The organism is Pseudomonas sp. FW305-70 (assembly GCF_058783925.1).
Genome location: NZ_JBYSYZ010000069.1, coordinates 1 through 15,088, shown reverse-complemented (window position 1 = coordinate 15,088; position 15,088 = coordinate 1). Strand labels below are relative to the sequence as shown.

General features: G+C 62.8%; 17 protein-coding genes. 7 read left to right on the top strand and 10 right to left on the bottom strand.

The annotated features are described in order from the left end of the window. Positions 1 to 130 precede the first annotated feature (130 nt). Positions 131 to 1,051 carry a LysR family transcriptional regulator gene (locus AC3WN7_RS27845; protein ID WP_007973738.1) on the top strand — a complete coding sequence of 307 codons (921 nt, stop codon included), beginning with the start codon at positions 131 to 133 and terminating at the stop codon, positions 1,049 to 1,051. Here the strand turns inward: AC3WN7_RS27845 and AC3WN7_RS27840 are convergent. Then, positions 972 to 1,568, bottom strand: coding sequence for a DinB family protein (locus AC3WN7_RS27840; protein ID WP_102675765.1), 597 nt, complete (start codon positions 1,566 to 1,568; stop codon positions 972 to 974). The genes AC3WN7_RS27845 and AC3WN7_RS27840 overlap by 80 nt on opposite strands. A gap of 72 nt (positions 1,569 to 1,640) precedes the next feature. Beyond that, positions 1,641 to 2,750, bottom strand: coding sequence for an NAD(P)/FAD-dependent oxidoreductase (locus AC3WN7_RS27835; protein ID WP_102675766.1), 1,110 nt, complete (start codon positions 2,748 to 2,750; stop codon positions 1,641 to 1,643). A gap of 118 nt (positions 2,751 to 2,868) precedes the next feature. Between AC3WN7_RS27835 and AC3WN7_RS27830 the strand changes: the two genes are divergently transcribed. Further along, positions 2,869 to 3,189 carry a DUF2388 domain-containing protein gene (locus AC3WN7_RS27830; protein ID WP_095967997.1) on the top strand — a complete coding sequence of 107 codons (321 nt, stop codon included), beginning with the start codon at positions 2,869 to 2,871 and terminating at the stop codon, positions 3,187 to 3,189. Here the strand turns inward: AC3WN7_RS27830 and AC3WN7_RS27825 are convergent. Beyond that, complete coding sequence (locus tag AC3WN7_RS27825) at positions 3,183 to 4,175, bottom strand: pyridoxal-phosphate dependent enzyme (RefSeq protein WP_102675767.1); 993 nt, start codon at positions 4,173 to 4,175, stop codon at positions 3,183 to 3,185. The genes AC3WN7_RS27830 and AC3WN7_RS27825 overlap by 7 nt on opposite strands. A gap of 101 nt (positions 4,176 to 4,276) precedes the next feature. Continuing rightward, complete coding sequence (locus AC3WN7_RS27820; protein WP_102675768.1) at positions 4,277 to 5,068, bottom strand: SDR family NAD(P)-dependent oxidoreductase; 792 nt, start codon at positions 5,066 to 5,068, stop codon at positions 4,277 to 4,279. 124 nt (positions 5,069 to 5,192) lie between these two features. Here AC3WN7_RS27820 and AC3WN7_RS27815 point away from each other — a divergent pair, with 124 nt between their 5' ends. Then, positions 5,193 to 6,137 (top strand): GlxA family transcriptional regulator, encoded by a 945-nt coding sequence (locus AC3WN7_RS27815; protein ID WP_102675769.1) that lies wholly within the window; start codon positions 5,193 to 5,195, stop codon positions 6,135 to 6,137. Between the two features lie 71 nt (positions 6,138 to 6,208). Continuing rightward, positions 6,209 to 6,868 (top strand): methyltransferase family protein, encoded by a 660-nt coding sequence (locus AC3WN7_RS27810; RefSeq protein WP_102675770.1) that lies wholly within the window; start codon positions 6,209 to 6,211, stop codon positions 6,866 to 6,868. 123 nt (positions 6,869 to 6,991) lie between these two features. Here AC3WN7_RS27810 and AC3WN7_RS27805 read toward each other — a convergent pair whose 3' ends face one another. From AC3WN7_RS27805 to AC3WN7_RS27785, 5 genes are all read right to left on the bottom strand, one after another. Beyond that, positions 6,992 to 7,657 (bottom strand): HAD-IA family hydrolase, encoded by a 666-nt coding sequence (locus AC3WN7_RS27805; protein WP_102675771.1) that lies wholly within the window; start codon positions 7,655 to 7,657, stop codon positions 6,992 to 6,994. 60 nt (positions 7,658 to 7,717) lie between these two features. After that, positions 7,718 to 8,125, bottom strand: coding sequence for a response regulator (locus AC3WN7_RS27800; RefSeq protein WP_102675772.1), 408 nt, complete (start codon positions 8,123 to 8,125; stop codon positions 7,718 to 7,720). Between the two features lie 307 nt (positions 8,126 to 8,432). Further along, positions 8,433 to 8,702, bottom strand: coding sequence for a pentapeptide MXKDX repeat protein (locus tag AC3WN7_RS27795; protein ID WP_102675773.1), 270 nt, complete (start codon positions 8,700 to 8,702; stop codon positions 8,433 to 8,435). A gap of 53 nt (positions 8,703 to 8,755) precedes the next feature. Next, positions 8,756 to 9,541, bottom strand: a complete 786-nt coding sequence (locus AC3WN7_RS27790; protein WP_102675774.1) for a molybdopterin-dependent oxidoreductase — start codon at positions 9,539 to 9,541, stop codon at positions 8,756 to 8,758. After that, positions 9,538 to 10,155, bottom strand: coding sequence for a cytochrome b/b6 domain-containing protein (locus AC3WN7_RS27785; RefSeq protein ID WP_095968006.1), 618 nt, complete (start codon positions 10,153 to 10,155; stop codon positions 9,538 to 9,540). The genes AC3WN7_RS27790 and AC3WN7_RS27785 overlap by 4 nt, the downstream gene beginning before the upstream one ends. A gap of 296 nt (positions 10,156 to 10,451) precedes the next feature. Here AC3WN7_RS27785 and AC3WN7_RS27780 point away from each other — a divergent pair, with 296 nt between their 5' ends. Then, the gene (locus tag AC3WN7_RS27780) at positions 10,452 to 11,387 is read left to right on the top strand and encodes a class I SAM-dependent methyltransferase (protein ID WP_102675775.1); all 936 of its coding nucleotides are present in this window, start codon (positions 10,452 to 10,454) and stop codon (positions 11,385 to 11,387) included. Between the two features lie 119 nt (positions 11,388 to 11,506). On the opposite strand, the gene AC3WN7_RS27775 is transcribed toward AC3WN7_RS27780, so the two are convergent. Then, positions 11,507 to 12,280 carry a helix-turn-helix transcriptional regulator gene (locus AC3WN7_RS27775; protein ID WP_102675776.1) on the bottom strand — a complete coding sequence of 258 codons (774 nt, stop codon included), beginning with the start codon at positions 12,278 to 12,280 and terminating at the stop codon, positions 11,507 to 11,509. A 110-nt stretch (positions 12,281 to 12,390) separates the two neighbouring features. Here AC3WN7_RS27775 and AC3WN7_RS27770 point away from each other — a divergent pair, with 110 nt between their 5' ends. Both AC3WN7_RS27770 and AC3WN7_RS27765 read left to right on the top strand, forming a co-directional pair. After that, entirely contained in the window at positions 12,391 to 13,494 is a 1,104-nt protein-coding gene (locus AC3WN7_RS27770) for an extracellular solute-binding protein (protein ID WP_102675777.1), read from the top strand. A gap of 181 nt (positions 13,495 to 13,675) precedes the next feature. Next, positions 13,676 to 14,806, top strand: coding sequence for a DmpA family aminopeptidase (locus AC3WN7_RS27765; RefSeq protein WP_102675778.1), 1,131 nt, complete (start codon positions 13,676 to 13,678; stop codon positions 14,804 to 14,806). Positions 14,807 to 15,088 lie beyond the last annotated feature (282 nt).

Sequence of the window (15,088 nt, the reverse complement as noted above, 5' to 3'; positions counted from 1 at the left end):
CCAGCAATGTTGTCGACTGACACACCGCTTTCGCGAGCAAGCCCGCTCCCACAGGTCATCAGCGAATTCCAGATTGCGCAGGATTTGGTGCTTTACTGAGAAGACTCAAGATCCCACCGAGAACCCCGGCATGAATCGCAACGACCTGCGCCGCGTGGACATGAACCTGCTGGTGATTTTCGAAACCCTGATGTTCGAGAAGAACCTGACCCGGGCCGGGGAAAAACTGTTCCTCGGCCAACCCGCTGTCAGTGCGTCGCTGGCCAAGCTGCGCGATCTGTTCGACGACCCGCTGCTGGTGCGCAACGGTCGGAGCCTGGAGCCGACTCCGCGGGCGTTGCAGATTCTCAAGGAGTTGCAGCCGGCGATGGACACCATTTCCGGGGCGGTCAGCCGGGCCAAGGATTTCGAGCCCTCCACCAGTCGCGAGGTGTTTCGCATCGGCCTGTCCGACGACGCCGAATTCGGGCTCTTTCCGCCACTGCTCAAGCAGATTCGCGAAGAAGCGCAGAACGTTGTGGTGGTGGTGCGCCGGGTGAATTTCCTGCTGATGTCGTCGATGCTGGCCAGCGGCGAGATTTCCGTCGGTATCAGCTACACCACGGAGTTGCCGGCCAACGCCAAGCGCAAGAAATTGCGCGACCTGAGTGTGAAGATCCTGCGCGGCGATGACCGTCCCGGCCCGCTGACCCTTGACGAGTTCTGCGAACGCCCTCATGCACTGGTGTCGTTTTCCGGGGATCTGAGCGGCGCCATCGACAATGACCTGGCCCGCATCGGCCGTTCGCGCCGGGTGGTGCTGGCGGTACCACAGTTTGCGGGTTTGCGGGCGTTGCTGGCGGGGACTGACATGCTCGCCACCGTACCGGATTACGCGGCCAGTGCGCTGATCGAAGGCAGCAGCCAGTTACGGGCGGACGATGCGCCCTTTGAGATCAACCTGTCCGAACTGTCGATGGTCTGGAACGGGGTCAGCGATAACGATCCGGCAGAACGCTGGTTGCGTTCGAAAATTGCACAGCACATGGCGGCGCCACCGTCGGGGCATTGATCGACTGCAGGAGCACCGGCTCGGATTCGCGCAGGTACACCGGCATGTCGGTCACCGGTGGCATGGCCGGAATCTCGAAGTACATCTGCACCACCCAGCCGCGGTGGTAGCTGGCGTGGTTGACCACATGCATCAGCATCGCGCCGGCGCTCATGGTGCCGCTTTCGCCCGAGACAAAGGTGAACTCCACCGGTTTGTCCAGGGAGGCATCGGTTTGCCGGGCGCTCCAGTCGCAGTACCAGCGATCGATCTCTTTTTGCGCCTGGCGCAGTTCGGACAGGTCGGCATGCAGCAGATCGTGCGAGGTCTTGAAGCCATGTCCCCGGCCTTCAAGGTGCGCCCGCCAGATGCAATCCACCACGTAGACATGATTGAGGGTGCCGATCATGTTGTTGAACACCGACACCCGTTGTTTTTTGACTTCGCCCGGAGGAAGCGCCGCAAGGCTGTCAAACAGACGCTGATTGGCCCAGCGTTTGTAATCGGCCAGCAGGCAGGCAGTGCGTACAGTGATCATCAGAGGTCTCCGATGGCAGTAAGCGCACTCCCTAGCATAGACCCGATGCCCGCAATGCAGGGCCAGCACTGATCATCGGTCGTCAAGGCGTTTCACCGCGTGCCTGGCAAGCGCCAGGCAACTGGTCAGCCCCGGTGACTCGATGCCGAACAGATTCACCAGCCCCGGCACGCCATGTTCGGCGCATCCGCTGACGAGAAAGTCGGCGGCCGGCTCGGTCGGCCCGCTGATTTTCGGGCGAATGCCGCTGTAGGCCGGTTGCAGGCTGTTGTCCGGCAAACCCGGCCAATAACGGCGGATCGCCTGATAAAAACCCTCGGCCCGACGGGGCTCGACGCGGTAATCAATGTGCTCGACCCATTCGACATCCGGCCCGAAGCGCGCCTGTCCACCCAGGTCGAGCGTCATGTGCACGCCCAGTCCCGCACTCTCCGGGGCCGGATACACCAGGTGCCGAAAGGGTGCCCGGCCGCTGAAACTGAAATAGCTGCCCTTGCACAGATGCGCCTGGGGCACGCACTGTTCAGGCAGACCGACGATCGTGCGCGCCACTTGGGGAGCGGACAGCCCCGCGCAGTTGATCACTTCGCGGCAGCGCAGGGTCATGGGTTGGCTGCCGCCCATGTGCAGCTCGAAGCCCTGGTCGATGCACAGGGCCGAGAGCAACGGCGTGTGCAAGGCCAGCGTCGCACCGCACCGCTCCGCGTCGCCCTGAAGTGCCAGCATCAGCCCGTGGGAATCGACGATGCCGGTAGAGGGCGACCACAGTGCCGCGACGCAGGACAACGCCGGTTCAAGCTCCCGGGCCTGCGGGCCATCCAGCCATTGCAGGTCATCGACACCATTGACACGCCCCTGCTGCAACAGGCGCTGCAAAGCCGCCTGCTGCTGCTCGTCGGTGGCCACGATCAGCTTGCCCACGCGCCGGTAATCGACACCGTGCTCATCGCAATAGGTGTAGAGACGCTGCTTGCCCGCCACGCACAACCGCGCCTTGAGGCTGCCGCCCGGGTAATAGATGCCGGCGTGAATCACTTCTGAATTACGCGAACTGATGCCCGCGCCGATGCCCGTCCCGGCCTCGACCACCAGCACGTCCCGCCCGCTCATGGCCAAGGCCCTGGCCACCGCCAACCCGACGACGCCGGCCCCGATCACCACGCTTTGAATATCGACGCTCAACGCCCCTGCCCTCTCACAGCTGTTCTCACCGGCGACGTCACGGAACTCTCGTCGACTGCCACGTATCCTAAACTATGTGGTACATCCCTTATGCTTCAGGCTGTCGGAGGACACCGTCATGCGCCGCCTATTTATCATCTCTGCACTGGTACTTTGTTTACCCGCAGGCTCGGCTCTGGCCGATGTGGATGCCAAAGATGTCGCTACCTCGGCCGGGGTTTCCGCCTCGCTGTACTCAACATTCAAAGACGACAAACTCATGATTCCCGCCCGGGATGACGCCTCCAGCTTCGTCGCCAGCGGCGGTGCGATTCGTGGTGCTTACCTGGAGTCGGTGTTGAAAAAGATCCGTCAGGACAATCCCGCCCTCAACAACGCAAGCGACGAAGACCTGGCCCGCGCCATCCTCGTCCAGGAAGGCGTTGCCGCCGATCACTGAAGATCGTCATCGCCAGCGGTGGGGCTTGTGACACCGGGATAGCGTTTCCAGCCCTGCCTCGCGTGTGTGCCAGTGGACATGCGTGCCCACCCGGCCACGAGCTGCGCGTTGATACTCACCCCGCCACACACCACGATCACCACGTCATGGGCGTCGGCAATCGCCGGGTGATCCAGGTAGGCGATCGCCAATGAAACGCCGCACGCCGGCTCGACCAGCTGACGCAAATCATTGGCGTAACGCACCACGCCCATGATCGCCTCATCATCACTGAGCACCACGCACTCATAGGGGAAATCGCCGATGTGCCTGACCGGCCAGGCGGCCACTTGCGCGGCCCCCAGTGATGTAGCGACCGTGTCTATTTTCGGCAATCTGACGGGATGCCCGGCCGCCACCGCCACAGCGAACGACGCCGCGCCTTCGGTTTCGCAGGCGACGATGCGGCAATCGGTGTGCCGATGACGAATCAGGCCGGTGAGCAACCCGGCCAGCAAGCCACCACCGCCCACCGATGCCACCAGCACATCCACTGGCGGGCAGTCGGCAAGGATTTCATCGATCATCGTGCTGTGCCCTTCCCACAACACCGGGTGGTCGAAGGCCGGCACGAATTCACTGCGTGGGTCCTGGGCGAGTTCACGGGCCCATTGATTGGCTTCGTCCCAGACCTTGCCGTGCTCGATCACCTCGGCGCCGGTCTTGCTGATCCGCGCCCGGGTGCTGTGGGGGGTGGTGTGCGGCACCACGATGCAGGCCTTGAGCCCCAGGCAGGCCGCGGCCATGGCCGTGGCCAGTCCCGCGTTACCGCCGGAGGGACAGACCACCTTGCGCTTGCCCTGCTGCGCCGCCCGGCTGCACAGCAAGCCGATGCCGCGTATTTTGAACGAGCCGCCAGGTTGCAGGTTTTCCAGTTTCAGCCAGATACGGCGGGTCGGGGTCGAGAGGCCAGGGTGCAGAATCAAAGGCGTGCGGATGTGAAGCATGTCGGTTCCTGTTACACGCCACCGGCTCGCCGAACAGATCGACGAGCCAGCGGTGAACGGTCCTCTCATGCAAGTTTAGTTCACCCGGTCCGGGGGCCGTCTCAGCGATAGCGCGGCGCCGCCACGCAATTGCCAAACAACCCGGACAGCGTCTTGCGCTGGGCTTCGTAACCATCCCACTGGCTGCCATCGTGCAGGCCCGGGATGGTCACTGTCTCACCGGCCGCCAGGCCCGCGAGCGCGGCATCGACCATGTCTTCGGCGGACATTACGATCTCCTGCGGCAGATTTTCCACCGGGTTGCCGGCCTCGCTCCAGAAATCGGTGGCGGTCGCCCCCGGCAACACCGCCTGGACGCGTACGCCTTTGTCCGCCAGTTCATGCTGCATCGACTGGCTCAGGGCCAGGACAAACGCCTTGGTCCCGCCGTACACGCCGTTGAGGATTTCCGGGGCGATGGCGACGATGGAGGCGATATTGACCAGGGTGCCGGCGCCCCGGGCGACGAAGCCCGGTACAGCGGCGTAGGCCAGGCGCATCAACGCCGTCACGTTGAGGCTGACCATCGCTTCCATGTCGTCCACGGGACTGGCCAGCAGCGGCATGACGCCACCGACCCCGGCGTTGTTGACCAACAAGGTGATGCTGGCGTCGTTGCGCAGGATCTGTTCGACCCGCAGCGAATCCGCCTTGTTCGTCAGGTCGGCGGCCACCACCTCCACGGTGCGCCCGGTCTGGTCGCTCAAATGCTTGGCCAGGGCATTGAGTTTGCCCCGGCTGCGGGCCACCAGGATCAGGTCGTAACCCTGGCGAGCCAGACGGTCGGCATACACCGCGCCGATGCCCGAAGAAGCACCGGTGATCAGTGCAGTGCCTTTGGATGAGAGAGCCATGGTGCAATTCCTCTACGGTGAGGCGAGAGATTCGCCGGGTGCAGACCGTTATAAAGGGACTTACGCCCGTCTCAAATGACGTTTAAAGTACGTTTTTAGGACATAACCGTTTGAGTACAGGCCGATGATCAGCGTGGCGTTCGTGGTTTTCGAGGGTTTTCAGTCCATGGCGCTGGCCGCCATGCCGGTGTTCGAATACGCCAATTTCAGCGCCGCACAGACCCTGTATGACGTGCGCGTGCTGTCGGAAAACGGTCACACCCTGCGCGCCTCGGGTGGCTTGAGCGTTTGCACCGAGGCCTTCGACGGGCGCGTGTTCGACACCGTCATCGTGGTCGGCGGCGACTCGATCGTCGAACAGGCGCCCGAGGCCGTGCTGGAGTACCTGAAGGCCAGCATCCACAGCGCGCGCCGCACCGCGTCGATCTGTTCCGGGGCGTTCGTCATGGCCCAGGCCGGCTTGCTCGACGGACGGCGAGCCACCACCCATTGGGCCTACGCCCGGGAACTGCAGGCGCGGTTTCCGGCGATCAAGGTCGAGGCTGATCGCATTTACGTGATCGACGGCTCGATCTGGACTTCGGCCGGCATGACCGCGGGTATCGACCTCGCACTGGCCATGGTGGAAAAGGACCACGGCGCCGAGCTGGCCCGGGCCGTGGCGCAGAAACTGGTGATGTACCACCGCCGCGCCGGCGGCCAGTCACAGCATTCGGCGCTGCTGGAACTGGCGCCGAAATCCGATCGCATCCAGACCGTGCTCGGCTACGCCCAAGAACACCTCGCCCAGCCCCTTTCTGTGGAGCAACTGGCACAAGTGGCCAACCTCAGCCCCCGGCAATTCAGCCGGGCGTTTCGCGCCGAAACCGGGCAATCGCCGGCCAAGGCCATCGAAAACCTGCGTCTGGAGGCGGCGCGACAGATGCTCGAGCGCGGACGCCTGACCCTCGACCAGATCGCCCTGGAAACCGGGTTCACCGACCGCCGACGCATGCGTGAGACCTTTCTACGGGTGTTCGGGCAACCACCCCAGGTGATCCGGCGCAATGCGCGAGCAGAGGTGATTTGATTGCTACCTCGCTGAGATGGGAACCCTCGGTATCTACACTGAACATACCGGAGGTGGTTTTTGGAGGCACCATGAAAATCTCGGCCAAACTGGCGTTTTTCGCCGTCGCCAGCACCCTTGCCTACCTCGCCGTGGCGATCTGGGGGCTGGGCGGTTTCGCGGCTTTCTTCAGCCACGGCTCACTGGTCGTCATTGCCCTGGCCACCCTGATCATGGCCATCGCATCGCTGTTCACCGAGGTCAACCTGAGTTCAGGAGAACGCGAAGACCGGGCCAATCGCTGGGTCCTCCCGGTCTTCGGCGTGATCGGCGTGCTCAGCGGCTTTGTGCCGGCCTATACCGACCGCATCGATTTCTGGACCTTTGGAGGTGAAGGCGTGCGCTGGCTCGGGGCACTGTTGTTCATCGCGGGCGGCGCGCTGCGGTTGTGGCCGGTGTTTGTGCTGGGCAAGCGCTTCAGCGGGCTGGTGGCGATCCAGCCGGGGCACCGACTGGTTACCGAGGGCATTTACCGGCGCCTGCGCAACCCCAGTTACCTGGGGATGATGGTCATCGCCGTGGGCTGGGCACTGGCGTTTCGCTCGGGGGTCGGTCTGCTGCTGGCGGCATTGACCCTGATCCCGCTGATTGCCCGGATTCACTCGGAAGAAGCCTTGCTCAGGGCGCAGTTCGGCAGCGAATACGAAGCCTATTGCGCCCGCACCTGGCGGCTGGTTCCCGGACTTTACTGACTGGAACACTGATCCCCCTGTGGGAGCGGGCTTGCTCGCGAAGGCATAGTGTCAGTCGCTATCAATGTTGACTGATACACCGTTTTCGCGAGCAAGCCCGCTCCCACAGGGGAAATGTGTCGTTCACAAAAACTGCAAACGAATCAGACCGTCGGCATCCACGCTCGCGACAACCCTGTCATACCCCACCAACGTCCCATGCGCCGTCTCGATCGGCTGCTCATGGGTCGCCGTGACAATGACCAAATCCGCCCCCGCCGCTTCTGCCGCCAGAATCCCCACCGTGGCATCCTCAAAAACCAGGCACTGCCCAGGCTCCACGCCCAGGCGCCGGGCCGCGAGTCGATAACCTGCGGGGTCAGGCTTGCCGGCCGTGACGTCTTCGGCAGTCACCATCACCCCAGGCTCGGGAATCCCCGCCGCCGCCATCCGCCGCAGCGCAAGTTCCCGTGGGGCGGAGGTGACGATGGCCCACTGCCTGGCCGGCAAGGACCGCAGGAATTTCGCCGCGCCCGCCACTTCGAATACCCCGTCGACGTCGTCGTTTTCCGCTTCAGTGATCCACGCGGCTTCGGCCTCGGCATCCACCCCGGGCAAGCCCAGGCGCCTGATGGTGTCGATGGCGCGGGCGCCGTGAATGGTCGGCAGGAAGGATTCGACATCGACCCCATGGCGCACGGCCCAGGTGGTCCAGACCCGCTCGGCGGCGGCAATGGACGTCAGGACGGTGCCGTCCATGTCGAACAGAAAGGCACGGTAAGTCGAGTTGAATACAGGGTGATCGGACAAGGAAAGGAACCTCGCAGCTGCCGGACGGATTTGCCCGGCAATGTAGCATCTGCGAACGGCTCAGTTGAGTCGTTTGGACTTGAAGGTCTGGCTCACACAATCGAGCAGCCCACCGATCATCCAGGGTTTCTTGATGAACGAGACCGCGTGTCGCACGCCTGAGCTTTCAGGGGTTTCGAAACCGGACATGATCATGATCGGCTTGTCCGGCCAGCGATCGCCGAACTGGTTGGCCAGGTCCGCGCCATTGAGCGTGCCGGGCATGGTGATGTCTGTCAGCAGCATGCCCACCTGCGGCGCATGCTGTTCCAGATAGATCACTGCCGCATCCGCACTGGTGTGCGGCTCGACGACAAAACCCTCCTCCTGAAGAATCTCGCAGAGAAACTCCAGGATCAGCGGGTCGTCCTCAACCACCAGGATCAACCCGTCAGGACGATGTCCGCCCGCCGTCGGTACTCGACTCATGACCGTGCCGCTCCCTGATTGCCTCAATGATTTCGCGGAATTGGATCCGCTGCCTAAAGGTATGAGCAGCGCAGACCGCGGAAATTCATTTTTGATACAGCCAGGTGACCGGCATCATGCGTCCGGATCAATCATCGATGTCTTTTTTCGGGGCTCAGGTAGTTCGGGGCGACAAAAAACCTGTGGGAGCGAGCTTGCTCGCGAAGGCGTAGTGTCAGTCGCAATCAATGTTGACTGATACGCCGCTTTCGCGAGCAAGTCGAGTCGTCGCACCGCCGCTCCCACAGGGGGTTTCGGTTGTTTGGGATTACTGCGACATCGCGTCCTTTTTCATCGCATCCTTGGACATCGCATCTTTTTTCATCGTGTCCTTGGACATTGCATCCTTGGACATGGCGTCCTTGGACATCGAATCGGTTTTCTTCATCGCATCTTTCTTCATCGCGTCCTTGGACATGGCATCCTTGGACATCGAATCCTTGCTCATGCTGTCGTTGCTCATCGTGTCAGCTGCAAACACGGAGGCAGCGCCAACGGCCAGGCACATGGACAGTACAACGGTGGTCAACTTTTTCATGATGAAACTCCTTGGAGCGTGGGTTGTGGAGGTGTGAAAGAGCCAGGCATCCGTCAGCTGCCACCGAACCAGTTGTAGCCCTGGTCTTCCCAGTAGCCGCCGCTGTAGGTATTGCTGACGAAAATTGCCTGAATGTGTTTGGGGTTCTTGTAGCCAAGTTTGGTGGGCATGCGCAGCTTCATCGGGAAGCCGTACTCGCGCGGCAGCACCGCGCCGTCCCAGGTCAGCGCCAGCAGGGTTTGCGCGTGCAGCGCGGTGGCCATGTCGATGCTGGTGTAGTAGTCGTCGGCGCATTTGAAGCCGACGTATTTGGCGTCGGTGTCGGCGCCGATGCGCTTGAGGAAATCGCTGAAGCGCACGCCGCCCCACCGTCCGATCGCGCTCCAGCCTTCGACACAGATATGCCGGGTGATTTGCTCGGTCTGGGCCATGGCGCGCAGTTCGTCGAGGCGCCAGCTGCGCTTGTCGGCGACCAGGCCGCTGACCTCCAGGCGATAGCTCTCCTCCTCCACTGTCGGTGCCTCGTCGATGCCATAAAAGGCATTGAAGGGAAACGGCCGGGTGATCATCGATGCGGGATAGGTCGGCGCCATGGCGTTGGGGTTGAACAGCCAGCCCTGTACCCGGTCGTTGAAGCGCGACATGGAGGACAGCGCGGTGTCGACGCTTTCGTTGTCGGTGATGTTGCAACCGGACAACATGGCCACGCCGCCGAGGGTCAGGCCACGCAGCAGGAACGAACGCCGCGAGCGGTCTTCGATTTGCGGGGCGAGGATCTTGCGGGCGTCGGTGAGGATCGAAGCTTCGTCCAGCCCGGGGATCTGAATGCGCTTTTTCATGCTTGCTCCTTGCGGCCGACGATCATGGCCAACAACGTTTTCGGTACCAACGCGACCATCAGCAGATGCACTGCCACGAAGGCCACCAACAGCGCCATGGCGAAGAAGTGCACACGGCGTGCGCCTTCGTAACCGAACATCAATTCACGCAGCAGCGGGAACTGCACCGACTTCCACAACACCAGCCCGGAGAGCACCAGCAGCGTGATGTCGACCATCACGAACAGGTAGGCGACACGTTGCACCTGGTTGTAATGGTTGAGGTCGGCGTGTCCGAGTTTTCCGCGCAAGGCGGCCCACAGGTCATGCAGCACGCCGCTGGGCGACACCGGGAAGAAGCGCCGCTTCAGGCGCCCGCTGAACAGGTTGAAGGCCAGGTAGATCAGGCCGTTGATCGCCAGTAACCACATCGCCGCGAAATGCCATTGCAGCGCGCCAGCGAGCCAGCCGCCGAGGGTGATCGACGCGGGAAAGCTGAATTCGTAGAGGGGCGAGGCGTTGTAGATACGCCAGCCGCTGGTGACCATCACCAGCACCGCCAGGGCGTTGAGCCAGTGGGTCAGGCGTAGCCAGCGTGGATGACTGGCCTTGGGTGAGGCAGTTGACTGCGACATGTCCGGCTCCCGTTTGTTGTTCGTTGGAGCCGAGTATGGGAGCCGGAAGATCGCCAAATCCTCACGTAAAGTTAAATTAAACGTGATAACTCGCTCACAACGAGCACCGAAAAACCTGTGGGAGCGGCGGTGCGGCGATCCGACTTGCTCGCGAAGGCGCAGTGTCAGCCAACATTAATAGCGGCTGACACTACGCCTTCGCGAGCAAGCCCGCTCCCACAGGGGGATTTGTGTGGTCCGCCGGATGCGCAATTATGGTTAAATGCCGCCCCTTTCCACGCCACCGACCCGACCCGATGAACCCTGAAGCCCTCGCCACCCTCGACCAGCACCTGCTGACCGCCCTCGCGGCCGCCCCCGCCGAAACCCGTCGCCTGTTCCACGGCCGTGGCCGCTGCTGGCCGGGGCTGGAGCAAGTGACCGTGGACTGGTTGCAAGGCGTGGTGTTGGTGGCGTTGTTCAAGGAGCCGGAGGCGGCGCAACTGGAGGACTTGAAACAGCGGCTGATGACAATCACCCAGTCTGAACAGTGGGCAAAATCCGGCGCCCATACGCTGCTGCTGCAACATCGCTACCTGCTGCAAAGCACCACCGAATGGCTGCTGGGCGAAGTCATCGAAGAAATGACCATCACCGAGGGTGGCCTGAAGTACCGGGTGGACCTGGGTCGCAAGCAGAACACCGGGCTGTTCCTCGACATGCGCTATGGCCGCGACTGGGTCCGCGCCCATGCACAGGGCAAGCGAGTGCTGAACCTGTTCGCCTACACCTGTGGCTTCTCGGTGGCGGCCATCGAAGGCGGCGCGAGCCACGTGGTCAACCTCGACATGTCCAGCCCGGCCCTGAGCCGTGGCCGCGACAACCACCGGCTCAACGGCCACGACCTGGGCAAGGTCACGTTTCTCGGCCACGACCTGTTCAAGTCCTGGGGCAAGGTGATCGGCAAAGGGCCGTACGACCTGGTGATCATCGACCCGCCGTCGTTCCAGAAAGGCAGCTTTTTGCTGACCAAGGATTACCAGCGGGTGCTGCGTCGGTTGCCGGAATTGCTCAGCCCTGAAGGCACGGTGCTGGCCTGCATGAACGACCCGGCGTTTGGGGCGGACTTCCTGATCGACGGCGTGACCCGCGAAGCACCGAGCTTGCGGTTTGAGCAGCGGCTGGAGAATCCGCCGGAGTTTCCCGATGCGGATGTCGAGTGTGGGTTGAAGGCGTTGGTGTTTCGGCAGTAACACCGAGTCGTGCCCTTCGCGAGCAAGCCCGCACACATAGGCGTTGTGACGAGCCGAGATCCAGTGTGGGAGCGGGCTTGCTCGCGAAGGGTCCAGTGCATTCACCAAACCACCAAGGTTCAACGCGGCTGCAACACCAGCGCAAACAACTCGCCATGCCCGTTCACGTTGAGCTTGTGATAGAGGTTGCGCCGGTGCACTTTCACCGTTTCCGGGGAGATGCCCATTTGCTGGGCGATGGCCTTGCTGGAGAAGCCCTGGAGAATCAGGCGCGCGGTTTCGATTTCCCGCACGGTCAGGCGGGCGTCGAAGCGATCGAGCAAGGTCGCCAGATCGCCGGCCGGCGGCTCGGCGACTGGCCCTTCGGGTGGCAGCAAATCCAGGTGTCGGCGCATCGCCGACAGCACCCAGTCACGCACGCACAGCAGGCGCCCCTGGTCCTCAAGGCCAAAGCGCGTCGAACGCCCGAGGGACAGGCCGAGCACGGCGCCGTCGAGGTTGACCATGAACTGCAACTCGTCCCCACCGACCACGGTGCTGAAGTAGCTCAGGTAGTACTCGCTGTGCTGGAACTGGTCGGGGGCCACCGATTCGAGGCTGTGCAAGCCGTCGGCGATGCCGGCGCACACGGCTTGATAGAACGGATCGAGCAGGTACATGCCGGCGCGGTAGTCCGCCAGTTCTTCCTGCTCGGCACTGTTGCCCTTGGCATCGAAATCAATCAGCAGGCGCGGCACGTGGCCCGGGCGCATCAGCGCCACCAGGGCGTTGTCCAGCGGCACCAGCAGCCGCAGGGTATCGACCAGCGCCCGCCAGAAACCGTCCCGCCCCACCGTCGCGAAGACCCGCGCCAGCCCCTGGTGCACCGGCAACTCTTTCAACAACGCGTCCACGCACTACCCCTTTTGAGTAACCCATGATGGGAATGGGTGAAGGCCACCCCGGTCGATACGCTGCAAACTCCTGATTACCACCGGCCGCAACAGGCCAGGAGTGCCGCATCATGAGTCGTCACCGCTTGTATTTCAATCTGGGGTTTGGCGCCTGTCTGGCGGTGTCGTTGTCGGCGCAAGCCGTCGAAGCCCCGACCGTGCACGTGTACAACTGGTACGACTACATCGGCCCCACGACCCTGCAGGACTTCAAGCGAGACACCGGGATCGCGCCGGTCTACGACACCTTCGACAGCGCCGAAGTGCTCGAAGGCAAGTTGCTCACCAGCCGCAGCGGCTACGACGTGGTGGTGGCCAGCAACTTCAGCCTGCCGACCCTGATCAAGGCCGGTGCCCTCGCCCCACTGCCCCGGGCGCAGATGCCAGACTTCAAGAACATGGACACCGATCTGCTGGCGAAACTGGCCAACAACGATCCGGGCAACCAGTACGCCGTGCCGTATCTTTGGGGCACCAACGGCATCGGCTACAACATCGACAAAGTGCGCGCGGTACTGGGCGACAAGGCGCCGGTGGACTCCTGGGACCTGGTGTTCAAGGAGGAGAACCTGGCCAAGCTCGGCGAGTGCGGCGTGGCCATGCTCGACTCGCCGTCGGAGATGCTGCCGGTCGCCCTGCACTACCTCGGCCTGCCGCCCAACAGCACCCACCCCGAAGACTACAAGAAAGCCGAAGCGCTGCTGCTCAAGCTGCGGCCGCACATTGCCTACTTCAACTCGTCGAAGTTCATCAGCGACCTGTCCAACGGCAACATCTGCGTGGCGGTCGGCTGGTCCGGCGCCATGCTCGAAGCCAAGACCACCGCCGAGCAGGCCGGCAACGGCGTGAAAATCGCCTACAGCCTGCCCAAGGAAGGCGCACCGGTGTGGTTCGACACCCTGGTACTGCTCAAGGACGCCCCGCACCCGGAACAAGGGATGGCCTTCATCGAATACCTGATGCGCGCCGAGGTCATCGCCCCGGTCAGCGACCACCTCAACTACCCCAACGGCAACCGCAGCGCGACCACGCTGGTGGCCGAAGCGACCCGCAACAACCCGGCTGTCTACCCGTCAGCCGAAGCCATGGCCACCCTGTTCACCCTCCAGCCCCTGCCGCCGGCGACCGAGCGCGCACGCACGCGAATCTGGAGCAAGGTCAAAAACGGCCAATAACCCACCGCATACCCTTGTGGGAGCGGGCTTGCTCGCGAAGGCGTTGGGTCAGCCAACGTTGATAGCGACTGACACTACGCCTTCGCGAGCAAGTCGGATCGCCGCACCGCCGCTCCCACAGGGGATCTACGGTACCCGAAATACCCCTTTTTTCTGCCACGAATCGAAGATGAGAAAAACCATGAAACCACGCGCCCGCGACCTGAACATCCAATTCGGACAACTGCAACCCGGTCCGCTCAATGCCATCACCGACGTCCCCGGCGTGCGAGTCGGCCACTGTGATGTACGAGGACGCACAGCCAACGGCCGCGACATCCTCACGGGTGTCACCGTCATCGAACCACGCGCCGGCTCCACCAGTCAGCAACCCTGCTTTGCCGGCGTGCATGTACTCAACGGCAACGGCGATGCCACGGGGCTGGAATGGATTCGCGAAGCGGGCTTGCTGACCAGCCCCATCGCCTTCACCAACACCCACAGCCTGGGCGTGGTGCGCGATGCGCTGATCGTGGTCGACCGCGAACAGCAAGCCGATGACGGGCGCCTCTACTGGAACATGCCGGTGGTGCTGGAAACCTTCGATGGCTTGCTCAACGACATCAACGGTTTTCACGTGAAGCCGGAACACGTAGCCCAAGCCGTGCGCTCGGCGGCGGGTGGCCCGGTGGCCGAAGGCAATGTCGGCGGCGGCAGCGGCATGATCTGCCACGAATTCAAGGGCGGCATCGGCACCGCGTCGCGACGCTTGAACAGCGCCCAGGGTGGCTGGACAGTGGGGGCGATTGTCCAGGCCAACCATGGCATCCGCCATGAACTGCGCGTCGACGGGTATCCGGTCGGGCGCTACATGGAACAGGTCGATTCGCCGTTCCTCAAGGCTTCGCTGCCCCATCCGGGCATGGGTTCGATCGTGGTCTGCCTGGCCACCGATGCGCCGCTGCTGCCACACCAGTGCACGCGCCTGGCCCAACGCGCCAGCCTCGGCCTGGCCCGCACCGGCGGCGGCAATGAAGACCACAGCGGCGACATCTTCATCGCTTTCGCCACCGGTAACGATCACGTGCCACCGGCGGCCTACGAGAGCAAGAAAGCGCCGACCACAAACAACCTGAGCATGGTCAACAACGACCACATCAGCGAGCTGTTCCTGGCCGCCACCGAAGCCGTGGAAGAAGCCATCATCAATGCCCTGCTCGCCGCCGAAACGGCCGAGGGCAATGGGCATGGGGTGCCGGGGCTGGATGCCGAAACCCTGCTCAAGGCGTTGCGCCGCGCCGGCTGGCCGGGGGATGCGACTAGCGGTACTTGAGTGAAACACTCGGTCTTTCTAGGATGAACTTACGCAGTCGCTTGCTTGTGCAAGCCGCTGCGTAGGTGGTGAGTGAACTGAACCCCTACCAAGCTCACCGCCTGCTTCATGCGCATCTTGAGCCTCGAGGGCTCTACTTCCTCCCCATCAAAGAGCTTTGAGGCTCTTTTTTTGCCTCTGAAAAACCATCTTCCAATCAACACATTTCCAATGTGGGAGCGGGCTTGCTCGCGAAGGCGGTGTGTCAGTTACCAGAATGTTGGCTGACACTCCGCCTTCGCG